Source organism: Streptomyces caeni (assembly GCF_042678285.1).
In the GTDB taxonomy this organism is placed as follows: Bacteria; Actinomycetota; Actinomycetes; order Streptomycetales; family Streptomycetaceae; genus Streptomyces; species Streptomyces caeni.
On sequence record NZ_JBHUDX010000017.1, the window covers coordinates 1 to 23,992 of the forward strand.

Consider the following 23,992-nt stretch of genomic DNA (forward strand, 5'->3'; position numbering starts at 1 on the left):
GCCCTGCCCGGCCTCACGCACCCGGCCGCGGCGGCCCCCTCGCCACGGCGCGGCCGGCACAGTCGCGCCCGCGGCGCCGTCCCGGCGCACCACCGGCGCACCACCGGCTTACCGCCGGGCCGTTCGGATGACTCCTGCGTCCGCCGCGTGCCGCAGACGGTTCCCGCCACCGGCTGGCGAACGCGGCACCGCGCCCACCCGCCGCCTGATTCACCGTCAAGGGCAGGGCCCCCGCCGCCATTCGGTCCTGTGCCGACCTGCGGACCTCGCGGAGGTCTGCCTACTTTGGTGGCCGAATCGGTTTCCGCCCCCACGACCGGTCCGCCCGCGGACCGGGCCAGACCGAAGGAGCCCCCTCATGGCCCCACGCATGAACGACGCTCAGCCCTACGCCATCGGCCTGTTCCGCATGGTGATCGGCCTCCTCTTCACCTGCCACGGCGCCGCCTGGCTGTTCGGTGTCCTGGGCGGTGCGACGGGTGACGGCGGCACCATCCCCGCCGGCACCTGGCCCGACTGGTACGCGGCCCTGATCGAACTCGTCACCGGCGGCCTGGTGCTGCTCGGCCTCGGCACCCGGGGTGCCGCGTTCGTGGCCTCGGGCTCGATGGCGTACGCGTATTTCGACATGCACCAGCCAGTGGCCCTGTGGCCGATCCAGAACGGCGGTGAGCTGCCGGTGCTGTTCTGCTGGTGCTTCCTGCTGCTGGCCTTCACCGGCTCCGGTGCCTTCAGCCTCGACCGCCTGCTGGCCTCCCGCTCGGCCACCGTGGACAAGCAGTCCTCGGAGCCCATCACGGCCTGATGCCCCGGGCACCTGGGCAGACGTCCTGGGACCGGCGGCAGGCGTCCCGGACACGGCAGGCGTCCCGGCCGCCTCACCGACCCCCGGTGCATCTCCCGTCCCGGCCGCGTACGCTGTACGGCTGTCGAAGGCGCTCCTGCCGCTCCCCGTGACGTCGCGGTACGCAGGTGCCTCTGGGGAGTGGGACGGGGAGATACGGGTGCTCGAGAGTGTGGGGTCGCTGGCCGACAGCCCCTGGATCTACCCCGTGGTGGCCGCATCGGTCCTGCTGGACGTCTTCCTTCCGCTGCTGCCGAGCGGTGTCCTGGTGATCGCGGCGGCGACCGCGGCAGCGGCGGGGTCCGCAGTCACACGCGTACCGGACGTCTTCTGGCTCGTCGCGTGCGCGGCGACGGCCTCGGTCCTGGGCGACCTGGTGGCGTACCGCCTGGCCTGGCGCGGCGGCGCCCGACTGGACCGCGCGATCGCCCGTTCGCGCCGACTGACGAGCGCGCACGAACGCCTCGGCGCGGCGCTCGCGCGCGGCGGGGGTGCGCTGGTGATCCTGGCGCGGTTCGCGCCCGCGGGCCGCTCGGTCGTCTCCCTCGGCGCGGGTGCCGCCCGCCGCCGAGCCCGGGACTTCCTGCCCTGGTCGGCGCTGGCCGGCCTCACCTGGGCGGGGTACAGCGTGGCCCTCGGCTACTTCGGCGGCCAGTGGCTGGGCGCGACCTGGCTGGCCACGGGCGTCTCGGTGACGGTGCTGTTCGCGGCGGGTGCGGGCGCGGCCTACCTCATGCGCCGCCCGGCCCCGCGGGACTAGCCGAACGGGCCCCTCCCCGCACCTGCAGACCCGCGAGCAGTTCGGCGGTCGCCGCGGCGACCGCGTCCACCGCGTGATCGAACACCTCACGGTTGTGTGCGGCCGGAGCACGGAAACCGGAGACCTTGCGCACGAACTGCAGCGCGGCGGCGCGGACCTCCTCCTCCGTGGCCTCCTCGGGGATCGCGGGCGGGCGGAGCGTCTTGATACTGCGGCACATGGGTCCAGTCTCGCGCCGCCGCCCCGTCTTCGCCCGCCTTTGCACCGATCCCGGGAACAGCCCGGTCGCCCGCCGGATTCTGATCGGCATGAACTCTGTCGACATCCTGTACGTGGGCGGCCCCACCGCCGTCGTCGAGCTGGGCGGCGTACGCCTGCTCACGGACCCCACCTTCGATCCGCCGGGCGAGTACCCCGTCGGCTCGCGCAGCCTGGTGAAGACGGCGGGGCCGGCGGTCCCGGCGACGGAGATCACCCCCGTCGATGCTGTTCTCCTCTCGCACGACCAGCACCCGGACAATCTCGACTCGGCGGGCCGTGACCTGCTCACGGAGGCCCCGGTGACCCTGTCCACGGCCTCGGCGTACGAGCGCGTCGGTGCCCCGTCCGGGCCCTGCGGTCCTGGGAGCAGGTGGAGCTGCCGCGCCCGGCGGGCGGAGTGCTGCGGGTGACCGCCGTGCCCGCGCTGCACGGCCCCGAGGGCAGCGAGCCGCTCGTCGGCGAGGTCACCGGCTTCGTCCTGTCGGGCGCGGACCTGCCGACGGTCTACGTCAGCGGTGACAACGCCTCCCTCGACGCGGTCCGCGCCATCGCCGACCGCGTCGGCCCCGTCGACGTGGCCGTCCTGTTCGCCGGTGCCGCCCGCACCCCGCTGGTCCCGGACGCCCCCTGACGCTCACGAGCGAGGCGGCCGCCGAGGCGGACCGGATCCTCGGCGCCCGCCATGTCGTTCCGTTGCACTTCGAGCACTGGGCCCACTTCCCCCAGGACGGCACCATGCTCAGGAAGGCGTTCGCAAAGGCGGGCCTGACGGACCGTCTGCACCTGCTGGAACCGGGTTCCTCGGTACGGCTGCGGGGCAGGAGCCCGGCCTGTAGGAGGGCGGGGCGCAGAGTGGCCCGTGGGCCCGCCCCCACCCCACCCCCAAGACTTCTCTTGGAGGTAGGCAAGTTTCTTGGAGGATTGACTGGAATCGGGGCCCCTTGTGATCATCTCCGAGAGTCCCCGAACAGGCGCCCCGGCACGGCGACCCCGGCGACCGGCACTGTGACCGGGGACGTCGGTCGGGACGATGATCGGGGACGGAACATGACGAACGACGACCTCACCGTGGCGGTCCTGGGCCCCGGCGGTGTCGGCGGTCTGCTCGCCGCACTGCTCGCCCGGGCCGGGCACCGGGTGATCTGCCTGGCGGGCGACGCATCGGCACGGACGCTGCGGGATCGGGGCATCCGTGTGCGCAGCGACAGGTTCGGCGATTTCACGGCACGGGTCGAGGCGGACACGGAGCTGCGCGAGCCGGCCGACGTGGTGCTCGTCGCCGTCAAGCACACCTCGCTCGACGCCGCGCTGGAGCGGGTCCCGGCCACCGCACCGGGCGAGAACGCCCTGGTCGTACCGCTGTTGAACGGCGTGGAACACCCGGCGGCACTGCGTGAGCGCTACGGCGACTCCCGCGTGGCCCCCGCGGTGATCCGGGTGGAGTCGACCCGCCTGGCGCCGGGGGTGATCGAGCACGGCAGCCCCTTCGTGGAGGTCGACCTGACCGGGGACGCCGTGTCGCAGGACCGGCTCGACCGGCTCGCCGGCGCCCTGGAATGGGCCGGGGTGCGGGTCCGGGTCCTGGACGGGGAGGCGGCGGCGCTGTGGTCGAAGATGGCGTTCCTCGCCCCGTTCGCGCTGCTGACCACCCGGTACGGGGCGCCGCTCGGTGTCATCCGCAGTGAACACCGTGAAGAGCTGGTGTCCCTGGTGGAGGAGACGGCCGCAGTGGGCCGGGCAAGCGGCGCGGCCACGGACGCGGCGGCGGCGCTCGCCCGCTACGACGCCTTCCCACCCGAGATGAAGTCGTCGATGCAGCGCGACGTGGAGGCGGGACGCCCGCTCGAACTCGACGCGATCGGCGGCGCGTTGCTACGGGCGGCGGAGCGGAACGGGGTGGAGGTGCCGGTGGCGGCGCGGCTCGTGGCGGAGTTGGGCCGGTCCTTCCCGGGCTCCTGACGGCCGTCGTCCTGAACTCCCTTGCGAACCGGCGCCATCAGGACTGCGCCGTCAAGGCGGCGCCGTCAAGGCAAGGCGTCGGACGGGGCGTTGTGCCGGACGACCGTGCCGGCGAAGGCGCGGGCCGACGGGGACAGCGTGTCCCAGCGGCGCGCCGCCCAGCCGACGGTGAGCGGCGGCAGCTCGGGCACGGGGATGAACCGCAGCCCGGGTCGGCCGTGGTCGCGCCAGCCGGGCAGGTCCGGCACGATCGCGTGGCCGACACCGAGCTCGGCCAGCAGGATGGCGGTGTCCCAGTCGGCGACGCTGGTGTCGGAGGCGACCGCCGGTATTCCCAATCTGGCGTAGGCGGCGTCGAGTTGGATGCGCGAGGTGGAGCCCTCGGGCAGCCCTATGAGCCGCAGCCCCGCCAGGTCGGCGGCCTCGATCCGCTCCCGCGCGGAGAGTTCGTCGGCGGCGGGTACCGCGAGCACCCAGGGCAGCCGGACGACCGGGCGCTGCTCGACCCCGCGCACGGGCGCCCCCAGGGTCACCCAGGCGAGATCGAGCCCGGGCTCCCGCAGTGCGTCCACGCAACTGTGGCTGGAGCTCTCGGTCCGGAACTCAAGGCTTACCTCAGGGTGTTGCCGCCGGAACTCGGCCACCGCCGCGGCCATGAAGTGCCGCACGGTGACACTGCCGGTGGCGATCCGTACGACACCGCCGTCGCCCCGTGCGATCTCCGCCAGCCTGCGCAGCGCCAGGTCGAGCCCCGACATGCCCTCCTCGGCCGCCTGGTGGAGCACGCGCCCGGCCCGGGTGGGCACGACACCGCGCGACTGCCGTTCCAGCAGCCCCACCCCGACCTCGCGCTCCAGCCGCCGTACGTGCTGGCTGACGGCCGACTGGGTGCACCCCAGTTCCCGGGCCACGGCACTCAGGCTGCCGGCCCGGCAGACGGCGACGAAGACGCGCAGATCATCAAGGGTCACGGGCACCAAAGGTATCCGCCGCGCACGGACGGTCGGCGGGGTGGGCCGGACCGCGGCGGGCCGCGGGGTCCGGCCCCTGCGGGCCGGTACCGTGGACCGGCCCGGAGGCGCGTGGGTCAGACCGTGTGGGTCAGACCGTGTGGGTCTTGGCCGGCGGTTCCGAAGCGTCTGGCGCCGAAGGCCGGGGGCCTGGTCACTGGTGGGCCGTCGCGACGAGACGTCTCAGCGCGTGATGTGCGGGTGGGCCCCAGGTGCGCTTGCCGCCCGGACGGCCGCGGACACCCGCCTCTCCGATGAGGATGCAGACGAGGGCTTTCAGCACCGCCCAGCCGCGGGCGCGACGCCGGGTGGCTGCGTCCGGGGTGGGCCGACAGGCGGCATAGAAGCGTTCGACGGCGCCGTCCGGCAGCAGTGTCCACGCGGCGGCGAGATCGCAGGCCGGATCGCCCGCGCAGAGGTCGCCGAAGTCGATCACGCCGCAGAAGGTGCCGTCCGCGGTGAGGACGTTGGCCGGATGCAGGTCGCCGTGGAGCCACAGCGCCGGCCCCGCCCACTCGGGCGCGGCGACGGCGTCCTCCCAGACCGCGCGGACGGCGTCCGGGTCAGGGATGAGCCCCGACTCGGCGGCCGAGGCCAGGGTCTGGGCGAACCCCTCGGCCCGGTCGGTCAGCGGCCCTCCACGGTCACGGCCGGCCGGCGCCCCGTCGGGGGCAGGTCGGTGAAGGGCGGTCAGAAAGGCGGCCAGGGTGTCGGCCGCCTCCGCGGCGCGTGTGGCGGGGGCCCGGTCGGCAGGCGTTCCCGGCACCCAGGTGGTGACGATCCAAGGCCGCGGAAACCGCTCGGAAGGCTCGCCCAGGCGCTGCGGGACGGGGACCGGCAAGGGAAGGTGCGGGGCGAGAACGGGAAGCCAGGCGTGCTCTTTTCGCAACAGCGCGTCCGCCGAGAGGGTCGCCCAGGGCAGCCGGACGGCGAGGTCGTCGCCGACCCGCCACACCTGGTTGTCCCAGCCACGCGCGCCGAAGCGCACAGGGCGCTCGGCCAGGTCGGGGTGCTGGTCGTGCAGCAGGTCCCGGACCAGCTCCGCGGTGATCTCGGTCTCGGTGTCGGTCATGCCGGTGTCGGTCATGCGGAGCCACGCTAGCCGGACAGCGGCCCGCCGTTCGTGACGTCCAGCGCTCACCCACAACCGTTCGGGTGTAGCGAGGGAAGCGACTCGCATCCAAAAATCGAACAGGCGTAGCATTGCGCCGTGGCTGCGACCTACGACTTTCCGAGTGACCTCCTCGCCGGTCAGGAGGAGTTGCATCAGGTCCGGGCAGAGCTCCTGGCCCTGCTGAAGCGGCTTCCCTGGTCGGTGGAACCGCTGGACGGATTCAGCGACGACACCGGCTGGCGCAAGGTGGAGCGCCCCGCCTCCCCGGGCTGGACCGAGAACGAGCAGGCCGAGGTGGAGAAGCTCCGTCGGCGAGAGCGGGAGCTCGCGGTGTTCGTCTCCGGCCACCGCTTCTGGTCGGAGGTGGCGACCGAGAAAAAGGTCGACGCGCGGATGCGCCTGAAGCACCCGGCCGAGGAGCCGTCGCGGGAGACATAGCCGTCGCGCGGGCAGCGGGGGAACACAAACCCCGAGGCCCCGGCCGGGAGCGGCCGGGGTGTTTGCAGGCACTCGAGTCGGCCCCACGGCACGGACGAGTCCCGGCCCCGCCCTCGAACCGGTGGCCGACCGTCCACCCCGGCCCCTGACGACCTCTCCTCGCCGGCTGCGCCTGCGCATCAGCCCTCCACGGACCCGGCGGTCGAACGGCTGCCGGAGCCAAGAGAACCCGGTACGGCAGGGCCGGATCTCGCGCTTGCAGACAGCCGGGGTCCTCTGGTGCGCCTACCCCCACTCGGCCGCGGCCCTGACCAACCGGCTGCTGGAGACCCTCGGTCCCCGATCCGTTCCGGAGCCGCAGTGCGCAGCCGTCTGCACGAAACGGTCCCGCATCGGCGGCATCCAGGCTGTCGGCCCCCATGACTCCGGGCCCGCGCCGAAGCCTCTGCCGGCACGGGGATCTTCCCGTCCGGCGGCCAGGAACAGGTCGGCCATGCCACCCAAACACAAAACATATTCCGGCGGAAACCCATGCGTCACTTCGATAACATGCTCGAACTTGCGACTAACGCCCCCATCACCCGTTCTTCACCGGAAAAACATGCCACCCATCGCAATAAGTAACCTATTCGACCAAAACACAGCAAACTGGTCAAACAATTGATATCCATATCATCGCGGGCGCTTTCGCGAATAAAAGGCGGAACAAGGCTCTCCGCATGGCGTCGGCCACGGGTGGTACTCGGGGTCGCGGCGGGCGCGGCGGCCCTCGGATTCCTTGTCATGCTGGAGATCGCCGCACGTCGCTACGGTGCGCCGGGGCCCATCACCGTTCAAGCGCGAGAGCTGATATTCCCCCCAAAATCCGGTTTTCTGCTGTACGCCGGCATGGCGTTGATGCTGGTGGTGCTCCCCTGGCGGCAACGGCTCATCGCGGCCGGTGCCGCGGTCGGCATCGACGTCGTCCTCTTGCTGGTCCGGTGGATGGCAGGCGTCAACATGACCGACGGCCACCCTTTCGGCAACGGCGCGTTGTGGGTGATTCTGGGCTGTGCGGTCATCGCTGTCACACGCCGCACCGGCCCGGAACGCGTTCTGCTGCTGAAGGGCGTCGGGCTGGGCCTGCTGCTGGTGGCCGGCCGCAAGGCCGGAGATACCTGGCTGCTCATCACCGCGAATTCGCGCCCATGGGTGCTCGACCAATACGTGGAGACCGCCGATCACGCGCTGGGCAGCCCGTCATGGCTGGTGGGCCGGATCGTCACGGCCGCCGGACCGATCGGCTTCAATTTTCTCGACTTCGTCTACGGTCAACTCGCGGTTGCCGCGGCCCTCGTCTCGCTGTACCAGCTGCGCAACGTGGCGGCCGAGCGCGGCTTCCCGGGCCATCATCTGGTGCGCACCTTTCTGCTGATCGGCCTCCTCGGGCCGGCCATTTACATGATCTTCCCGGTGGTCGGACCGGTCTTCGCCTACGGCGACGGCACCGCGCACTGGGCGTCGGTCACCCTGTGGTCGCATACGCAGTTCACCGGCCACTGGGCGGTGGCCGATGTGTGGCCGGGAACGCCGCCACCGGTCGGCACCCCGCACCCCATGCCGTTCGACAAGATCACCCCGCGAAACTGCATGCCCAGCCTGCACACGGCGTGGGCTACCGCGATCTTCATTCATACCCGGAAGGGCCCGAGGGCTCTGCGATTCGCAGGCACGTTCTGGCTGATCGCCACGCTCGGCGCCACCCTGGGATTCGGCTACCACTACGGGGCGGATCTCCTCGCCGGCGTGGTGTTCACACTCACCATCGAGGCGGCTCTGCGCTCGCACGACCGCGGCTGGGACCGGTCGGGGATCCGGTTGGTCGCCCACGGCGCCACCGTCTTCGCCGCGCTCCTGGTGTCATATCGCTATCTGCCGTTGGAGCTGGCGAATTATCCGTGGGTCTACGGACCGGTTCTCGTACTGGCGATGGCCTCGGTGGTCTACCGCTATGTGCGGACCACCACACCGTGGGAACCGAGGGCCGTACCGGCGCGGCAACCGGAACCGCAGTCCGAACCGGTTTGAGTCATGTCGCATCGATCGCCTGCCGAGCGCTTCCCGGGTGAGACCGGAAAGCCGGTGGGCGGTGGAGGCGGCGTGCCGGCCCAGGTCACCGGGTGTCACCCGCTGGCCTGGGCCTTTCTCGTGCCCTGCGACTGGTGGGCGCGGACGGTTTCGAACCGCCGACATCCGCCTTGTAAGGGCGGCGCTCTACCACTGAGCTACGCGCCCAGGACGAGTCGACAGCCTACATTGCCCGAGGGTGTGATCCGCAAACCGTAATACGGCGGAGGGTGCGGGGGTTAACCCCACCCTCGTTCCGGGAGTGGGCCGGATCCTCCCGGAGAGCGCGGATGCGTACGGTCGAAGGACGCTTCTGCTCTCAGGGGGACCTCATGGATCGTATGGGCTCGGCCGCCGCGCACGCTGCGCGTACCAAGGGTGCGCGACATGTCCGGGCAGTCGCCGTCGCGGGAGTCGTCGCGGTGCTCGTCGCGGCCGCCGCCGGCTGCGGGAACGACGCCGCGGACGACCCGCATCCGGACCACCGTTCCTTCGCGCTGCACGGTCGTACGCTCACCGTCGACTCCGACGACTCGGCGCTGGAGATCGTTCCGGCCGACGTGGACAAAGTCGAGGTCACACGGTGGTTCAAGGGGTCGGTGGTGGTCGGCGGGAGCCCCCGGGTGACCTGGGTCATGAAGGACGACCGGCTCGTGCTGCGGCTGAAGTGCTCGGGACTGGTCGCGGACTGCTCCGCAAAGCACCGGATCGAGGTGCCGCGCGGGGTCGCCGTCAAGGTCCGGGACGGGGACGGGAGCGTGCGGGCGCGGGGTTTCAAGGAGTCGCTGAGCATACGGACCGGGGACGGTTCGGTGCGGGTGACGGACTCGACCGGGCCGCTGACGCTCGACAGCGGCGACGGGTCGATCCGGGCGACGGGGGTGGGTGCGCGGCGTGTGCACGCCGGGACCCGGGACGGCTCGGTGCACCTCGAACTCCGTGTCGTCCCCGACCGCGTGGAGTCGAGCAGCGAGGACGGCTCGGTGACGATCACGCTGCCGCACGGCTCCTACCGTGTGTCCACCCGTGCCGAGGACGGCTCGGTCCATGTGTCCGTCCCCAGAGACCCGAGCAGTTCCCATGTGGTCGACGCACGGACGCGGGACGGGTCGATCACGGTGAGGGCGGCGGGATAGACCGCGCGGTCCGGGGGGTGCCGACCCGGCCACGGCACGGCGAACCGACTGCCCCGTGTGTTCGTCCTCAACCGGTGGGAGAATGACACCGGGCAGGACGGATGACAGCACGGGAGAGGGATGTGACGGCGACACCATCGCAGCCGTACACGCCGTTTGCGCCATGCGCGCACCACCGCTCGCCGAGCCGCTGCCCGGATCCCACGAGCACTCCGTGTCCTGCGCCGGCCGGACGCGGCGGCCGACAGGCCGGCCAGGCGCCGCGCCGGGTTCCCGTCCCCCGGTCTTCACGGCCCCCCACCCCGGTGCGTGATGCCCTCGTCCTGCTCGGCGTCCCCCTTGTCGCCGCCCTGCTGCTTCCCGCGGCGTTCGCCGGGGGCGGGACGCGTCGGTGGTTCGGGGGTCGGGGCGAGGGGCAGCGGGCCGAGGCGCAGGCCGCGAAGGACGCCGCCGCGGCTGCTTTCTACGAGCTCGACACCGCCCAGCGCGATCTGCGGATCTCGATCGAGACCATCGCCGCGGTCGACGACTCCCCCGCCGCCCGTCGCGCACTGAGCGACTTCGAGGCGCTCGGGAGGCGTATCGACGAGGTCAGCCACCAGTACATCAAAGCGGTGGACGCGCACGACCTGGACCGGGTCGATCTCGACGCCTCCGCCGCCTCCCGCGCCCGGTCGGACCTGACCGCCGCCAAGGACGAACTCACCCGTGTCAAACGGGAGCTGGATCGTTTCGGTGAGGGGCTCGGGCCGCTGCTGGGCAAGGCCGAGACCCAGTTGGCCCGGCTCGCCCCGGCCGTGGAGCGCGCCCGCCAGTTCCTGCTCGCCGCCAGCAACGCCCTGGACACCGTGCGGGCCACGGGCCTGACAGCGGACGACCTCGCCGCCCGGCTGGCCGCTCTCGCCCCCGAGCTGACCAGGCTCAACCAGGGGGCGGGCCGGCACGGCGTGGCCCAGACCCTGGAGCGCGCCGAGCGGGTCGCCCGGGAGGCCGAGGCCGTGCGCACCGAGGCCGAGCGGCTTCCGGAACGGGCCGCCGAGACCGACCACCGGCTGGTGTCCCTGCGCACCCGGGCGCAGGCGCTGACCACGCGTGCCGGTCAGGTCGAGCCCGTGCTGAGCGAGCTGCGGCGGCGGTTCGCGGCCGCCTGCTGGCAGGACCTGCAGCATGTGCCGGAGCAGGCCGCCGAGACCGTACGGCAGGCCGAGGTGAAACTGAAGGAGGCACAGGCCGCGCGCGACGCGCAGCGCTGGCCGGACGCGACCTCGCTGCTGTCGACCGTGCGGGCGCTGCTGAACACGACGGACGAGGCGGTGTCCGCCGCCGGCGACCGGCTGCGGCGGCTCAACGCCGTGCAGAAGGACCCGCAGCAGGAGATCGAGCGGACACGGTTCGCGATCCGGGACGCGCAGCGGCTGGCCATGGCGGGGCGTACGACACCCGATCCGCGGCACGCCGGCCCGCTCGACGACTCCGTGGCCCGGCTGGAGCGCGCGATCGCCACCCTTAAGGGCCGTCATCCGGACTACTGGCACTTCCTGACGGAGACCGAGGCGGTGCGCCGGACGGTCGCGGGCGTGGTGGCACGGATCCGGGAGGAACGGGGGGCCGGGCACTGAGACCCGTCCCCCCGCCCCCGAAGAGCACCTCTCAGGTGCGGTAGGCGTAGTAAGCCGCGTTCGGGTACGACGCGATGATGCTCGCCACCGACCTGTTGTAGGTGTTGGTGGAGTGGTACGTCACATACGGCACACCCTGCGGGCTGCGGTAGGTGACGATCATGGAGTGGTCCTTGGACCCGTCCTTGTTGAAGTCCATCTGCAGCACGTCGCCCACGTCCATCTGGTAGACGTTGGCCAGGCTGGTGACCCGCTTGGAGGACAGGGCGAACCAGGAGAACTCGTTGACGCCGACGAACGAGTCCGACTGGATCTCCGCGTTGCCGAACCACTTGTGGAAGTCGTTGGTGTACCCGGGGACGTGCTTCCAGCCGCCGGCCTTCAGGGACTGACTGACGAAGTTGGTGCAGTCGCCGCCGGCACCCTGCCCGTTGAAGTCCGGGTAGTCCGGGTTGTACTTGTTCCAGTACTTGGCCGCGTACGCCGCCATGGCCTTGTAGTCGTAGCCCGTGGCGGAGAAGTCCTTCGGCTTCGCCGGCGCGGGCCGCGTGGTGGCCGAGCGGGTCGCCTCGGGCGGGCCGTCGTCGGCGGCGGTGTCCGGTGTGGCGGCCGACGGCGTGGCGGCGGGCGGCTCGGACACCTGGTTGACCGCGAGGTAACCGTCGTCGGTGTCACGGATGCCGGTCAGCTGCCAGTCGCCGTTGCGGTCGGCCTTGAACGTCAGCCGGTGGTGAGCCTGGAAGCCGGTGGTCTTCGGCTCGTTGCCGCGCACCTTCTTGTAGGTCAGCGTCGTGGTCTCGGTGACGTCGACGGTCGCGTGACGGCCCTTCACCCGGGTGCGGTCCAGCGAGACACTCGTGGTGGCGGCGCTGTACTTCTCGCCGAGCGCCGCGAGACGGAACTTGCGGCCCCGCAGCTGCGACAGCGCGGACCTCTCGTCGCGTGACTGCCTGGCGGACAGCCGTACATCGCCGGAGAAGCGCGACGCCAGCGGCTTGTTCCGCTTGCTCTTCCTGCCGTCCACCAGGGCGTCCGTGCGGTCGGTGAAAACCGCGTCCGCCAGCCGCTGGAAGGTGGCCTTGGTCGACGGGTCCACCGTGGGGTCGGCGACACTCGCCGCACCCGCGCTCCAGTTGGGCAGCAGCGCCACGCCGGCGGCGACCGAGGCGGCCGCGGCCGTCACTATGGTCGTGCGACGCCGCTTATGGCTCAGTTTTCTTGATTTCAATGATGTTCCCCTCTACGCCGGTACTCGATACCGGGAGCCGCATCTTCGCATGCCATGTGTGGCTCTCGTGAAGGGGGTTGCAGAAGCGATACAGAGGGCGGCGGCCTCACTTCACCACGGTCGACCAGTCCGGCGACTGGGCCGGGTCCAGGCTGCGCAGCCGCTCCAGGGTCCCGGGCTTCTGTACGTCCAGCCAGTCGGCCAACTCCTTGAAGGACACACACTTCACGCCCTTCTTCGTACACACGTTCTTCACGACCTGGTCGATGGCCCTCATGTAGATGCCGCCGTTCCAGTCCTCGAAGTGGTTGCCGATGAACAGGGGTGCCCGGCTGCCGTAGTAGACGCGATTGAATCCCGCCATGTAGGAGTCGACGGTCGTCTGCTCCCACTGGGCGTACTTCGCCGGGTCGCCCTTGGTCTCCCCGCCGGACTGGTTGTAGAGGAAGTTGAAGTCCATGGAGAGACCCTGGTATTTGCCGCCCTCATACGGGAGCATCTGGAGCGGGAAGTTCCATATGCCGTTCTTCTTCGTCGGCCATATCTGGAAGTCGCCCGGGGAACTGGCGTCGTAGCGCCAGCCGTAGCTCTTGATGGCCTGCAGCAGGTTCTTCTGGCCCTCCAGGCAGGGCGCACGGCCGCCGGTGACCTCCTTCTTGAAGTCGAAGGGCAGCGGGGCGATGTCCTCGTAGCCGGTGTTGGTCTTCCACTTCTCCACGAAGGAGTAGAACTGGTCGATCTCGCTCTTCCACTCCTGCACGCTCCAGTCGCCGCCGCCCTTGGCGCCGCAGAAGTGGCCGTTGAAGTGGGTGCCTATCTCGTTGCCGTCGTCGTACGCCTTGCGGAGCTGCTCCAGCGTGGTGCGGATGTGCTCGTCGGTCGGATAGCTGATCGCCGCGGAGCCCACGGAGTGCTGCGGCGGGTGGTAGAGGTCCTTCTTGCTCTTGGGCAGCAGGTAGATGCCCGTGAGGAAGAAGGTCATATGGGCGTCGTACTCCTTGGCCATCTCGCGGTAGTGCGAGAAGAGACGGTCGTCGCCCTCCAGGGCGCCGTCCCAGGAGAAGACGACGAACTGGGGCGGTTTCTCACCCGGTTTGAGTGGTTCGGGCTTCAACTCGCCTTTCTGTGGTCCGGTGTACGAGGTGGAGCCGTCCCCGATGATCCTCGTCTTGCCGTCCCACGCGGGCTCCCCGGCCGTACTAGCCGCCGAGTCCTTGCCCTTGGGAGTCCTGCCCGCCTCCGCCGACGCCGCCGGGGCCGTGTTGCCCGGTCGGGTCAGCGCCAGGAAGGTCGCCGTCACCGACGCCACGACCAGGAACGTCGCCAGCGTCAGGAACCCCGCCCGGCTGTTGAGACGGGCTGTGCGAGGAGGACGGGCGCGGCGACGTCGGCCGGTTCTCTTGGTCATAGCTGGCTCGTTCCGGGAGGGAGGTGGACACGTGGGGCTTCTCGGCCGTCTGGGACCGGCCGGACTGCGTCATGACCTTGGACCAGATGCCGTAGGGGACGCTGTCCGCAGCGGTGCCGGCAACGCCTTCGAGCGGCAGTGGTTCCAGGCTCTTGGACAGATCCATGCGGTAGACGACGACCGCCGTCGACACGGACGTGGACGTCCCCACATACCAAGAGACAGTGTCGTCCTGTGTGGTTCCCGCCTTTCCGGCCACCTGCAGGGAGGCGGGGGCACCATCGGGGTGCGCGCGGCGGAAGGATTCCGTCAGCGCCCCGGTGACGTCGCGGGCCACGGCGGTGCCGACGGCCCGGCGGGACTCCGGTTTCGTAAGGGCGACCGCGGAACCGTTGCGGGTGACGCGCCACACCGAGTACGGCTCGGTGTGGGTCCCGTCCGCGGCGAACGTGGCGTACCCGCTCGCCATCCGGATGGCGCTGGGTGTGGAGCTGCCCAGGGACAGCGCGGGGACCTGCCGGCCGATGCTGGAGGGCAGCAGCCCGGCCGCCTCCGCGGTCTCGCGAACCTTGCCGAGGCCGGTGTCCATGCCGAGCTGCATGAACGGCGTGTTCACGGACCGGGCGAGCGCCCGCTTGAGGGTGATCGGTCCATAGGACCTGTTGCCGTCGTTGTGGGCGGCGACCTTTCTGCCACTGCGGTCCCAGTACGGCCCCTCGGGCGTGGTGACGGGGACACCGTCGTCACCGTTGTAGACGGACTCGGGGGTGACCGGCGTCACGGGTCCACCGCGGGTCTTGTGCACGCCGTGTTCCAGGCCGGCGGCGTACACGAACGGCAGGAACGCCGAACCTGCCGGGACAGTGCTCGCATTGGACTCGTTGTAGCCCTGCTTGCGGTGGTCGGGGCCGCCGTAGACGGCGAGGATCCGGCCGTCGGTGGCCACCGAGGCGGCGCCGTAGTGCGCGGTCGCCGCCGTGCCCGGATGGTCGCTCTTCGCCTGTTTGCGGGCCTTGGTCACCGCGCTGGTCAGCGTGGCCTCCCGCGTGCGGTCGAAGGTCGTGTAGATCTGGTAGCCGCCCAGGTCGAACTGCTGGTCCGAGATGTGTCCGGCCTTCTTGGCGTACTGCGCCGCCAGTTCGACCAGATAGTCGCTCTGCTCACCGGTGTCGTAGAGGGGGTTCTGCTTCAGTGGCTCGGGGAAGGTGCGGTACTTGGCGCGCTCGTCCTCAGACAGCTTGCCGATCTTCACCATCCGGTCGAGGATCCAGGACCAGCGCTCCACGGCCCGCCGGTGGTTGGCCTGGCTCAGCGTGGGGTCGTAGAGGCCCGCGCCCTTCAGCAGGGAGGCGAGGAAGGCGGCCTCGCTGGCGTTGAGCCGGCTCACGTCCTTGCCGTAGTACGCCTGGGCCGCGCGCTGGATGCCGTAGGTGCCGCGGCCGAACCAGCTCGTGTTCAGATATCCCTCGAGGATCTTGTCCTTGCTCATCTTGTTGTCGAGCTTGAGGGCGATCATCGCCTCGGTGAACTTGCGGCTCACCGTCTGGTTCTGGTTCAGGTAGACGTTCTTGACGTACTGCTGGGTGATGGTCGAGCCGCCCTGGGTGTCTCCCTCGCCGACCGTGCGCCACAGGGCCCGGGTGATGCCCGAGACGGACACCCCCGGGTCGGAGTAGAAGCTCTCGTTCTCGGCCGCCAGCACCGCCCAGCGGACCTGCGGGGGTATGTCCTTGAGGGGCATGGCCTGCCGTTGCACCCAGCCGGTGCGGGCCATGGGCGTGCCGTCGGACCAGAAGTAGACGTTGTCCTGCTGGGTGGCGTACGAGTTCAGGTTCTCCGGTATGTCCGTGGCCGCGTAAGCGACGGCCAGGAACGTGGCGGTGAGGCCGACGGAGGCCAGCACGGCCCCCAGCCACTGGCGCCAGGAGGGTATCCAGCGCCGCCAGCCGGTGCGACCCACCCGCGGATACACCGGCTTCAGCTTGCGGGCGTACGGGGCGAGTCTGCGGGCGTACGGGGCGAGTCTGCGGGCGTACGGGGCCAGCCGGCGTGTGTACGGCGCGAGGTGGCCCGTGACACGAGTGAGCGCGAAACGCCGGGCGCTCCCGTCCCGCCCGGCGCCGGAGCCCTCCGGCTGCACCGTCCGCAACTGCATGGTGACGTCCGGTTCCAGGGGTTCCGGGATCCTCAGCTGCATGGTGACGTCGGGCTCCGGGGACTCCGGGAGCCTCAACTGCATCGTGACGTCGGGCCCCAGGGGCTCCTCCGCCCGGGCATCGTCCTGCGCGCGGTGCGGCTGGGATCGCTTCGGCAGCGGCCGGCGGCGGTGAGGGCGGCCTCCGCCGCGTTCGTCAGCCACGACGGGCCCCGGCGCACGGACGGTCCAGGGACTGTCGGCCACCTATTCGAAACCCCGCCTCGGTCACGTTGCGTCTCCCTCCGCACTCCCGGACTGCGCGCGCGGGAGTCTGCAGTGGCCACGCATTGTGGCTGCGAGCCCGCCCCCCGACCATGCGGCTCATCGCGGCCTCCATAAATTATCAGTGCCCCTTGTGATCGCTTCGCCGAAGACCGGACAGAAGTTGATCGGAGTGAAAAAATTGAGGAGAAATTAAGGAGATTTGGGAGGGTTCACGGAGGGTCGCCCGGCACTCTGACGTCCCGGGATCTCCCGTGATCTCCCGGAACCGCCCGTTAATCTATGGGCATGCCTCGCTATGAGTACCGCTGCCGTACGTGCGGCGACACGTTCGAACTGAGCCGTCCGATGGCGGACTCCTCCGCGCCCGCGTCCTGCCCGTCGGGCCACGACGACACGGTGAAGCTCCTGTCGACCGTCGCGGTGGGCGGCACGGCGTCCGCTCCGGCTCCGGCGCCGGCGCCCCGCGCGGGCGGAGGCGGAGGCGGTTGCTGCGGCGGGGGCTGTTGCGGCTGAGCACCGCTCAGCGCCGGCGCGCCAGGGTCAGTCCGTCCGCCACCGGCAGCATCACGCTGTCCACCCGCTCGTCCGCCTTCACCTGCGCGTTGAAGTCCCTGACGGCGGCGGCGCATCCGGTCGCGTCCGGGTCCGTGACGCCGCCGTGGCAGAAGACGTCGTCCACCACGAGCAGGCCACCGGGGCGCATGCGCGGCACCAACTCGTCCCAGTACGCGCCGTAGTCGTCCTTGTCCGCGTCGATGAAGGCCATGTCGATGTGCGGTTCGGCCGGCAGCCCCCGCAGCGTCTCCAGCGCGGGGGCGATGCGCAGCTCGATCCGGTCGGCGACTTCCGCCTTCGCCCAGGCCGCCCGCGCCCGCCGCGTCCGCTCCTCGGAGACATCGCACGTCAGCAGCGTCCCGTCGGGCGGCAGCGCCTGTGCCATGGACAGCGCCGACAGCCCGGTGAGGGTCCCCACCTCGACGATCCGGCGCGCCCCGGTCAGCCGCACCAGGAAGGCCAGCAGCGGCCCCTGCTCCTCGGCCGCCTGCTCCTCGGCCACCTGCTTGCCCGCCAGGAGCGGCAGCCGGGTGTGCGTCACCTCGACGAGCATCCGCTGCACGGGGTCCAGCGACGGATTGTGCCCGAGCATGTACGCGTACAGCTCCTCGGTCAGCGGCGTCCCGTTCCCCTTGGCCACCAGGCCCTCCTCCGTGTCGGCCCCGAGGTCCCGAGCGTTCCCGCTCGCTTCCACCGTAGCCCCGCGCCCGGGAGCGGGGCCGCCCGCGCCGCCCGCCCCGCTCCTACGCCTCCCGCGCCGCCTTCAGGAACTCCCGCAGGATCCGCTCCCCGGCCGCCACACCCCGCTCCGGCACGGCACTGATCCCGGGTGCCGTCCAGTCGGCGTCGGCCAGTTCGCCGTGGCCCGGGCGCCAGCCGCGGTCCGCGGCGAGCAGCAGGTCCGCGTCGAGCAGCGAGTCGCCGGCGCCGAGCGTGAGTACGGCACCGCAGCGCCGGGCGACCTCCCGCACGGCCGCGCTCTTGGTGAGCGGCTTCGGCACGGCGTAGACCTTGCGGCCCTGCAGCGACACCGTCCAGCCTCGGTTCTCCGCCCAGACGGCCAGTTCCTTCACCCACTCCCCGGGCAGCAGTTCGCGCTCGACGACGAGGTAGGCGAACAGGTCCTCGGCGACCCGCTGCTTGCGCACCCACACCGGGTCCGCGCTGGCCGCCAGATGGTCCCGCACCTCGGCCAGCGGCGCGCACTCCTCGGCGATCCGGGCGAGGACCGCCGTGTGCCAGTCGGGGTCACTGACGCCGTCGACGAGCAGATGGCCGCCGTTCGCGCAGATCACGTACTCCGGGGCGGGGCCCGGCAGGTTGATGCGCTGGTACTGCTTGCGGGTGCGGGTGGTGGTCGGCACGAACACCGCCCGGTCACCCAGGTCGGTGAGCAGCCCGGCCGCGGTCTCGGTCATGTACGACAGCGGCCTGCTCTCGTGCACCTCGACGCACAGCAGCCGGGGCGCCCGAGCGTCCGGCATGGTCAGCGCGAGCGCCGCGGAGGAGTAGATCAGCGTGCGGTCGAGGTCACTGGCGACCAGTACGGGCTTCATGCGGCCACCGCCCTGCCGTCGGCTCCGGTGGCGCCCCGCGTGTACTTCGGATGGATCAGGCCCACACACATGTACGGAAGCGCGGCGACCTCCTCGACGGGCACACCGCGCTGCTCGGCCAGCAGACGCACATGGCCCAGGTCGGCGCCCGCCCCGGCGCGTGCCAGGACCTTCCAGGGCACCCGGCGCAGCAGCACGCGCGTGGTCTCGCCGACGCCCGGCTTGACGAGGTTCACGTCGTGGATGCCGTACTCCTCACTGATGCGTTCGACCGCCGCCCAGCCCTCCCAGGTCGGGGTGCGGTCGGCGGACAGCAGTTCCTTGGTGCGCGCGGCGACGGCCTCCTCGACCTCGGTGAAGCGGGCGGACACGGCGTCGAGGAAGGCCACCGACACGTCCGCCCCGGCGAGTTCGCGGTAGAACTTGGCGCCGTGGTAGTCGTGCGGGCCCACCAGGTCGGCACGCAGCACCGTCCGTGAGATCAGGCCCGAGACCGTGGAGTTGAGGCAGGCGGACGGGATGAGGAAGTCGTCCCGGGTGCCGTAGGTGCGTACGCACGATCCCGGGTCGGCCAGGACCGCGATCTCCGGGTCGAAGCCCGTGATGCCGTCGGATGCCTCGAACTCCCTGATGGCGTCGGCGAGTTCCCGGGTGATGGCGCCCTTGCCGGTCCAGCCGTCGACGAAGACGACGTCGGCGGGGTCGTACCGGTCGGCCAGATAGCGCAGCGCGTTGGCGTCGATGCCGCGGCCGCGCACGATCGACACCGCGTAGTGCGGCAGGTCCAGTCCGTGCCGGTGCCGGGCCCAGCGGCGCATCAGGACACCGACGGGGGTGCCGGCGCGGGCGAGGGAGACCAGGACCGGCCGGGGCGACCGTTCGGCGAGCACGGTCTCCGTGACCGCGCCGACGGCCAGGGCGAGCCGGGCCGCGGACGCCTCCAGCGCCGCGTGGAACAGCTCCTGGTACTGCTCGCTGGGCTGGTACTCCACCGGCAGCGACTCGGCGTAGTGCGCGCCGCCGCTCTGGATGGCCTCCTCGCGCTCCTCGGTCGGCGCCTCCAGGGTGACGTCCGAGAGGTCCTGCAGCAGCCAGCCGACCTCCTCGGGCGCGTACGAGGAGAAGGCTGGGCCGCGAAGGGGCTCGGGCAGCATGGCGGGCCTTTCGGGAACGTGCCGGGGCTCGGGGACGTAACTGGGGACGACCGCGAGCAGAACATGCGGGGCGTGCGCGGCGAGCCGGTCGAGCAGGCCGCCCCTGGCGTGCAGGGCCGGTGTGTCGGCCACGGAGTCCACGACCGCGACGACGGCGTCGAAGCCGGCGTCCGCGACGTTGTACGCGTAGCGCTCTCCGGGGCCGTCGGCAGGGTCGTCGTGGGCCGGGAAGACGATGCGGCTGCGTATCGCGTAGCCGGGGTCGTCGACCGCGAGGACGGGCGAGCGGGTGGTCGTGGAGTAGCGGACCTCGGCGGCCACCACCTGCTCGAGTTCACGGGCGAGCCGCAGCGGCGCGTACATCAGTTCCTCGAAGCCGAGCACGAGCACCCGCCGGGCGCCCGCGGGTATCGCCTCGGCCAGCCGGGCGGCCATCGCGGGCAGCGCGGCCTCCAGACGGGCCCGGTGCGCGGGGGTGAAGCCGTGCCGCCCGCCGTCGGGCAGACCGCGGGGCCAGCCGAGCGCGACGCGGCCGATCGTGCCGTGGCGCTCCCTGTCCGGTACCGCCGACTCATGCCGGGCGACCAGTTCCTGGCCCTTCTCCAGCACGCCCTCGGGCAACCGGACGGTCCCCGCGGCGGCCGCCACCAGGTCGATCCGGGCGTCGATCTCCCTCCCGAAGTCCGCCAGGCGGCCCAGGTCGGCGGCCGAGCGCATGTCGACCAGCGCGACCACGACGTACCATCCCCGCGGATGGCGCCGGTGCAGGTCACGGATGGTGTTCATGACGGTGTTGCCGGTCGAGAACTCGTCGTCGACCAGGACCAGCGGGCCGTCGCCCGCCAGCAGGCGCGGATCCTCGGGCAGCAGCAGATGCGAGGTGGCGTGGGAGTGGGACTCCTCGAAGCCGCCGGCCCGCGCCACGCCCTCGACGGGGCGGCGGGTGGAGTGCAGATAAGGCACGGTGCCCATGCCGTCGGCGACGGAGTGGCCGAGGCCTGTGGCCGTCTCCGCGTATCCGAGGACGACGGGATCGCCGGCCTCGCTCTCGGCGGCCAGCAGGCCGCGCACCCGGCGGCCGAGCGCGAGCCCGTGGCCGTAGACGACGGACGGGGACTGCGGGACGTGCTTGCCCAGCACATTGGAGACCAGCAGATGCGCCCGCCGGGGGTTGCGCCGCAGCGCGAGCCCCAGCAGACCGGTCAGCTCGTCGTCGCCGACGAGTTCGACCCCGAGCCGTTCGGCCACCCACGTCCCGGACCACACCACGTTCTTCATCGATTCCTTGTCACTGATGTCGCTGCCTCACCACGTCGCCACGACGGCACGGCCACTGGGCGCTCAGCCGGGGAGCCCGGCAGCCAGCAGTTCCACGAAGCCGACGTCCTCGCCGGCGACGCCGAAGACCTCGGCGCGCTGGAGCGTGCGCTCGGCCCAGGCGCGGTGCGGCTTCACCTCGTTCATCTTGTTGGTGTACGCGGAGCGCAGCACACCGCCGCCGAGGCGCTCGGGCCGCAGGATGTCCTGCGCGTCGCTGAACTCCTCGTGGCTGACCACCGACAGCGCGTGCACCGGCATCACGTGCGAGGGGTGGATGCAGGTCTTGCCGAGCAGGCCGTTGGCGCGGTCGAGGGAGATCTCGCGCAGCAGCCCGTCCATGTCGTGCTCGATGAGCGCCTCGCGCAGTTCCTCGACCTCCCCCTCCAGGAAGGGGCTGCGCCGCAACTGCGGCTTGAACATCCGCTCCTGCACCCGGAAGTACTCCCACACCGGCCCGGTCACCGTGAACCCGGTGCCGTCGGCGCGCCCCAGGACGTTGACCACGTCGGCGATGACGGAGGCGACGATCTGGATGTCGTACGCGGTCATGTCGGGCGCTCTGCGCAGTCCGTACGAGGAGCAGAAGTCGGTGACGCCGAGGCGCAGCGCGAGGACGCGGTCGCGGTACTTGTCGACGGTGCGGGCGATGCCGTCCAGGGTCTCCCGGCGCGACTCCAGGTAGAGCAGGTCGGGTGATTCGAGGACGGGCATGGCGAACAGCCGGCGTCCGCTCGCCGCCTCGGCCGCCGTCAGCGACTCCAGGAAGGGGACGCCCCGCTCCTCGGTGAACTTCGGCAGGACGAAACCGGACAGCAGCCGCACCGCCGGGCCGAGCCGGGCGACCAGGTCCGGGATCTGCGCCGGCGTCCGGACCCGGACGAAGAGGAGGGGCAGCTCGGCGTCCGGGCGGGACGCCAGGTCGGTGAACTGCCGGACCAGGTTCTCCTCGGCGTCGGCCACGTCCGCGTCGTCGATCGAGTCCTCCAGGCACAGCACCATGGAGACCACCCCGCGGCCCGCCTGCTTGACCACGTCGTCGGCCAGGCGCGGACGGGTCGCGGGACTGTAGAGGGTGGCGCCGAGGGCCGCCGCGAGCATGCGCGCGGGGGAGTCGGCGGTGAAGACGGCCGGCTCCCGGTGGAAGAGGCGCTGCCGCTCCTCAGGAGCGATGTGCCCGAAATGACGCATAAGACTCCCCCGTGGTACAGGACGACCTGGACGACCCGAAAAGATGCGGCCGGTAATAGTACGTAGAACCCCGTGTCGTGGGTTCCCACCGGCCATGAAGTTCAGGTAACCCGGCTGTGTCGAGGGCACGTCGGCGCCACTCCGGGGAATCCACCCCGCGTTGTCGTGACCAGGACCGAGAAGGCAGGATGACGCCATGACGCACGCGATGCTGAAGGGGTCGAACGTACCGCTGGAGGCCACGGCCGTACGGGCGGTGCTGCGCTGGGCGCCGGGGCAGGGTGTCCCGGAGGTCGACGCCTCGGCGCTGCTCCTCGGGCCCGGCGGGCGGGTGCGTTCCGACGAGGACTTCGTCTTCTACAACCAGCCCAGGCATCCGTCCGGGAAGGTCCGGCTGCTCGGCAAGAAGCGGGAGTCGGACGGGCTGACCGACACGATCCAGACCGATCTCGTGGGCATCGAACCCGACGTGAGGCAGATCCTGCTGGTCGCCTCGGCGGACGACGTCACGTTCGACCGCGTACGCGCGCTGCGCATCCTGCTGTACGACGCGACCGCCCCCGACGGGGAGCCGCTGGCGTACTTCGACATCAAACCGGAGACGGGCGCGGAGACCGCGCTGATCTGCGGTGAGCTGTACCGGCGCGGCGAGGGCTGGAAGTTCCGGGCGCTCGGCGAGGGCTACTCCAACGGGCTCAAGGGGCTCGCGAACGACTTCGGCATCTCGGTGGACGATTCGGAGGCGCCGCCGGTCCCGGCCGGGACGACCGGTTCGGTCCCCTCGGCCGCGCCCGAGGTGTCGGCGCCGCTGCCGCCGGAGCAGCCGGTACCGCCGCAGCCGTCGTACGGCTGTCCGGCGGTGCCCGCACAGCCGGCGCCCGCGACGGCCACGCAGCCCGCGTACGGGTACCCGCAGCCGGCGAGCCGGCCGGCGTACGGCTATCCGCAGCCTCAGACGGCGGGGGCGCCCGCACCGGCGTACGGCCACCCGCCGACGACCGCGCCGGTCCCGGACCCGGATTTCACGCTGCCGCCACAGGGGCCGCAGTTCATCGGCCGGTAGCGGCCGCCCTCAGGCGCGGTCCGCGGGCCGTGGTCGCCTCGACGCGGATCACGTCTTCGTCTTGTACCCCCGGCCCCACTGCAGGCCCCACCCGTACAGCCGGTCCAGCTCGGCCTGGAAGCCGTAGACGAACTTCACCTCGCGCCGGACGATGATCTCGCCCTTCACGTTCTCGATCAGGACGACCGCGCAGGAGCGTGCCTGCGGGTGGCGTTCGTCGAGGCCGATCTCGACGCGCGGACCGTTGCTGGGGAACATCGTCACGACGGCGTGCGTACGGTCGAACGCCGGCGTCTGGTCATATATGTAGACGAAGATCAGCAGCCGCTTGAAGTCATCCCGGTGATCGAGGTTGACGAAGATCGTCTCACCCGATCCGGAGCCGAACCGGTCGTCACCGCTGAGCTTGATGTACGGCGGTTCGTTGAGCTCCCCGAAGAAGCCGCCCAGGGGCTGCACCACGCCCTTGGTGCCGTCGTTCAGCTCGTACAGGCACCCCAGGTCGAGGTCGACGTTGACCATGCTCTGGGTGTGCGCCTGCACGACCTCCGGGGTGAACAGCCGCAGCGGGTGGCGCAGCAGGCTGCCGCGCTCGGGGGCACCGATGTCCGAGGTGCGCATCCGCCACGACAGGTTGATGCGCAGGTTGCCGGTCGCCGCGCCCTGTTTGGTCAAGGACACCCGCTGACGCCGCTTGGTCAGCTCGATCGCGTTGGTCGCCGCGCTGCCCGAGTCGAACTGTGCGGCCCGCCCGCGCCACACGCCGTCCCAGAAGCTCATGCCCGCCCCCTGTACTCACGGTTCCACAGCCGCGGGGCGGCCGCGGGGACGAGTCCTCGCGGCCGCCCCGA

Annotated in this window: 20 protein-coding genes, 1 tRNA gene and 1 pseudogene; 10 read left to right on the forward strand and 12 right to left on the reverse strand. The window is 71.3% G+C overall.

Annotated elements, in window-relative coordinates; translation table 11 throughout:
• The first annotated feature begins 358 nt into the window (after positions 1–358).
• Together ACFSL4_RS06740 and ACFSL4_RS06745 are read left to right on the forward strand one after the other, a co-directional pair.
• Positions 359–805, forward strand: a complete 447-nt coding sequence (locus ACFSL4_RS06740; RefSeq protein ID WP_381079565.1) for a DoxX family protein — start codon at positions 359–361, stop codon at positions 803–805.
• A gap of 199 nt (positions 806–1,004) precedes the next feature.
• The gene (locus ACFSL4_RS06745) at positions 1,005–1,604 is read left to right on the forward strand and encodes a DedA family protein (RefSeq protein ID WP_381079567.1); all 600 of its coding nucleotides are present in this window, start codon (positions 1,005–1,007) and stop codon (positions 1,602–1,604) included.
• Here ACFSL4_RS06745 and ACFSL4_RS06750 read toward each other — a convergent pair.
• Positions 1,576–1,824, reverse strand: a complete 249-nt coding sequence (locus ACFSL4_RS06750) for a DUF2277 domain-containing protein (RefSeq protein WP_381079569.1) — start codon at positions 1,822–1,824, stop codon at positions 1,576–1,578. The genes ACFSL4_RS06745 and ACFSL4_RS06750 overlap by 29 nt on opposite strands.
• Positions 1,825–1,912: 88 nt before the next feature.
• Here ACFSL4_RS06750 and ACFSL4_RS06755 point away from each other — a divergent pair.
• Both ACFSL4_RS06755 and ACFSL4_RS06760 read left to right on the forward strand, forming a co-directional pair.
• Positions 1,913–2,678, forward strand: a pseudogene (locus ACFSL4_RS06755) (MBL fold metallo-hydrolase); the annotation flags it as partial.
• A 234-nt stretch (positions 2,679–2,912) separates the two neighbouring features.
• A complete protein-coding gene (locus ACFSL4_RS06760; RefSeq protein WP_381079668.1) occupies positions 2,913–3,824 on the forward strand; it encodes a ketopantoate reductase family protein in 912 nt (303 codons plus the stop codon).
• 65 nt (positions 3,825–3,889) lie between these two features.
• On the opposite strand, the gene ACFSL4_RS06765 is transcribed toward ACFSL4_RS06760, so the two are convergent.
• Together ACFSL4_RS06765 and ACFSL4_RS06770 are read right to left on the reverse strand one after the other, a co-directional pair.
• Positions 3,890–4,795 carry a LysR family transcriptional regulator gene (locus tag ACFSL4_RS06765; protein WP_381079571.1) on the reverse strand — a complete coding sequence of 302 codons (906 nt, stop codon included), beginning with the start codon at positions 4,793–4,795 and terminating at the stop codon, positions 3,890–3,892.
• 193 nt (positions 4,796–4,988) lie between these two features.
• Entirely contained in the window at positions 4,989–5,906 is a 918-nt protein-coding gene (locus ACFSL4_RS06770; RefSeq protein ID WP_381079670.1) for an aminoglycoside phosphotransferase family protein, read from the reverse strand.
• A 138-nt stretch (positions 5,907–6,044) separates the two neighbouring features.
• Here ACFSL4_RS06770 and ACFSL4_RS06775 point away from each other — a divergent pair, with 138 nt between their 5' ends.
• Both ACFSL4_RS06775 and ACFSL4_RS06780 read left to right on the forward strand, forming a co-directional pair.
• On the forward strand, positions 6,045–6,386 hold the full coding sequence (locus ACFSL4_RS06775) for a hypothetical protein (protein WP_381079573.1): 342 nt from the start codon (positions 6,045–6,047) through the stop codon (positions 6,384–6,386).
• Between the two features lie 783 nt (positions 6,387–7,169).
• A complete protein-coding gene (locus ACFSL4_RS06780; RefSeq protein WP_381079575.1) occupies positions 7,170–8,453 on the forward strand; it encodes a DUF5933 domain-containing protein in 1,284 nt (427 codons plus the stop codon).
• A 132-nt stretch (positions 8,454–8,585) separates the two neighbouring features.
• Here ACFSL4_RS06780 and ACFSL4_RS06785 read toward each other — a convergent pair.
• Positions 8,586–8,660 (reverse strand) — tRNA-Val (locus ACFSL4_RS06785).
• A gap of 173 nt (positions 8,661–8,833) precedes the next feature.
• On the opposite strand from ACFSL4_RS06785, the gene ACFSL4_RS06790 reads away from it, so the two are divergent.
• Both ACFSL4_RS06790 and ACFSL4_RS06795 read left to right on the forward strand, forming a co-directional pair.
• Entirely contained in the window at positions 8,834–9,628 is a 795-nt protein-coding gene (locus tag ACFSL4_RS06790) for a DUF4097 family beta strand repeat-containing protein (RefSeq protein WP_381079672.1), read from the forward strand.
• 101 nt (positions 9,629–9,729) lie between these two features.
• Positions 9,730–11,247: a coiled-coil domain-containing protein gene (locus ACFSL4_RS06795; RefSeq protein ID WP_381079577.1), complete on the forward strand. Its 1,518-nt coding sequence runs from the start codon at positions 9,730–9,732 to the stop codon at positions 11,245–11,247.
• 31 nt (positions 11,248–11,278) lie between these two features.
• On the opposite strand, the gene ACFSL4_RS06800 is transcribed toward ACFSL4_RS06795, so the two are convergent.
• From ACFSL4_RS06800 to ACFSL4_RS06810, 3 genes are all read right to left on the reverse strand, one after another.
• Entirely contained in the window at positions 11,279–12,430 is a 1,152-nt protein-coding gene (locus ACFSL4_RS06800) for an amidase domain-containing protein (protein WP_381079579.1), read from the reverse strand.
• Positions 12,431–12,581: 151 nt separating this feature from the next.
• A complete protein-coding gene (locus ACFSL4_RS06805; RefSeq protein WP_381079581.1) occupies positions 12,582–13,784 on the reverse strand; it encodes a polysaccharide deacetylase family protein in 1,203 nt (400 codons plus the stop codon).
• On the reverse strand, positions 13,675–16,122 hold the full coding sequence (locus tag ACFSL4_RS06810; protein ID WP_381079674.1) for a transglycosylase domain-containing protein: 2,448 nt from the start codon (positions 16,120–16,122) through the stop codon (positions 13,675–13,677). Before ACFSL4_RS06810 ends, ACFSL4_RS06805 begins: the two co-directional genes overlap by 110 nt.
• 468 nt (positions 16,123–16,590) lie before the next feature.
• On the opposite strand from ACFSL4_RS06810, the gene ACFSL4_RS06815 reads away from it, so the two are divergent.
• Positions 16,591–16,818 (forward strand): FmdB family zinc ribbon protein, encoded by a 228-nt coding sequence (locus ACFSL4_RS06815; RefSeq protein WP_381079583.1) that lies wholly within the window; start codon positions 16,591–16,593, stop codon positions 16,816–16,818.
• A 7-nt stretch (positions 16,819–16,825) separates the two neighbouring features.
• Here ACFSL4_RS06815 and ACFSL4_RS06820 read toward each other — a convergent pair whose 3' ends face one another.
• From ACFSL4_RS06820 to ACFSL4_RS06835, 4 genes are all read right to left on the reverse strand, one after another.
• Positions 16,826–17,500, reverse strand: coding sequence for an O-methyltransferase (locus tag ACFSL4_RS06820; protein ID WP_381079585.1), 675 nt, complete (start codon positions 17,498–17,500; stop codon positions 16,826–16,828).
• A gap of 103 nt (positions 17,501–17,603) precedes the next feature.
• Entirely contained in the window at positions 17,604–18,416 is an 813-nt protein-coding gene (locus ACFSL4_RS06825; RefSeq protein WP_381079587.1) for an HAD family hydrolase, read from the reverse strand.
• Positions 18,413–20,848, reverse strand: coding sequence for a phosphoribosyltransferase (locus ACFSL4_RS06830; protein ID WP_381079589.1), 2,436 nt, complete (start codon positions 20,846–20,848; stop codon positions 18,413–18,415). The genes ACFSL4_RS06825 and ACFSL4_RS06830 overlap by 4 nt, the downstream gene beginning before the upstream one ends.
• Before the next feature lie 63 nt (positions 20,849–20,911).
• Positions 20,912–22,078 (reverse strand): HpcH/HpaI aldolase/citrate lyase family protein, encoded by a 1,167-nt coding sequence (locus ACFSL4_RS06835; protein WP_381079591.1) that lies wholly within the window; start codon positions 22,076–22,078, stop codon positions 20,912–20,914.
• Positions 22,079–22,274: 196 nt separating this feature from the next.
• Between ACFSL4_RS06835 and ACFSL4_RS06840 the strand changes: the two genes are divergently transcribed.
• Complete coding sequence (locus ACFSL4_RS06840; RefSeq protein WP_381079593.1) at positions 22,275–23,141, forward strand: TerD family protein; 867 nt, start codon at positions 22,275–22,277, stop codon at positions 23,139–23,141.
• A 48-nt stretch (positions 23,142–23,189) separates the two neighbouring features.
• Here ACFSL4_RS06840 and ACFSL4_RS06845 read toward each other — a convergent pair whose 3' ends face one another.
• Positions 23,190–23,921 carry a TerD family protein gene (locus ACFSL4_RS06845; protein WP_381079595.1) on the reverse strand — a complete coding sequence of 244 codons (732 nt, stop codon included), beginning with the start codon at positions 23,919–23,921 and terminating at the stop codon, positions 23,190–23,192.
• Between the last annotated feature and the right edge of the window lie 71 nt (positions 23,922–23,992).

What these genes read in the sequence shown, in the direction of transcription:
- ACFSL4_RS06740 (WP_381079565.1), top strand. Translation starts at nt 359, where the DNA reads ATGGCCCCACGCATGAACGACGCTCAGCCCTACGCCATCGGCCTGTTC.
- ACFSL4_RS06750 (WP_381079569.1), bottom strand. Translation starts at nt 1,824, where the DNA reads ATGTGCCGCAGTATCAAGACGCTCCGCCCGCCCGCGATCCCCGAGGAG.
- ACFSL4_RS06760 (WP_381079668.1), top strand. Translation starts at nt 2,913, where the DNA reads ATGACGAACGACGACCTCACCGTGGCGGTCCTGGGCCCCGGCGGTGTC.
- ACFSL4_RS06770 (WP_381079670.1), bottom strand. Translation starts at nt 5,906, where the DNA reads ATGACCGACACCGAGACCGAGATCACCGCGGAGCTGGTCCGGGACCTG.
- ACFSL4_RS06780 (WP_381079575.1), top strand. Translation starts at nt 7,170, where the DNA reads ATGCTGGAGATCGCCGCACGTCGCTACGGTGCGCCGGGGCCCATCACC.
- ACFSL4_RS06790 (WP_381079672.1), top strand. Translation starts at nt 8,834, where the DNA reads ATGGGCTCGGCCGCCGCGCACGCTGCGCGTACCAAGGGTGCGCGACAT.
- ACFSL4_RS06795 (WP_381079577.1), top strand. Translation starts at nt 9,730, where the DNA reads ATGACAGCACGGGAGAGGGATGTGACGGCGACACCATCGCAGCCGTAC.
- ACFSL4_RS06810 (WP_381079674.1), bottom strand. Translation starts at nt 16,122, where the DNA reads ATGCAGTTGAGGCTCCCGGAGTCCCCGGAGCCCGACGTCACCATGCAG.
- ACFSL4_RS06815 (WP_381079583.1), top strand. Translation starts at nt 16,591, where the DNA reads ATGCCTCGCTATGAGTACCGCTGCCGTACGTGCGGCGACACGTTCGAA.
- ACFSL4_RS06825 (WP_381079587.1), bottom strand. Translation starts at nt 18,416, where the DNA reads ATGAAGCCCGTACTGGTCGCCAGTGACCTCGACCGCACGCTGATCTAC.
- ACFSL4_RS06830 (WP_381079589.1), bottom strand. Translation starts at nt 20,848, where the DNA reads ATGAAGAACGTGGTGTGGTCCGGGACGTGGGTGGCCGAACGGCTCGGG.
- ACFSL4_RS06835 (WP_381079591.1), bottom strand. Translation starts at nt 22,078, where the DNA reads ATGCGTCATTTCGGGCACATCGCTCCTGAGGAGCGGCAGCGCCTCTTC.
- ACFSL4_RS06840 (WP_381079593.1), top strand. Translation starts at nt 22,275, where the DNA reads ATGACGCACGCGATGCTGAAGGGGTCGAACGTACCGCTGGAGGCCACG.
- ACFSL4_RS06845 (WP_381079595.1), bottom strand. Translation starts at nt 23,921, where the DNA reads ATGAGCTTCTGGGACGGCGTGTGGCGCGGGCGGGCCGCACAGTTCGAC.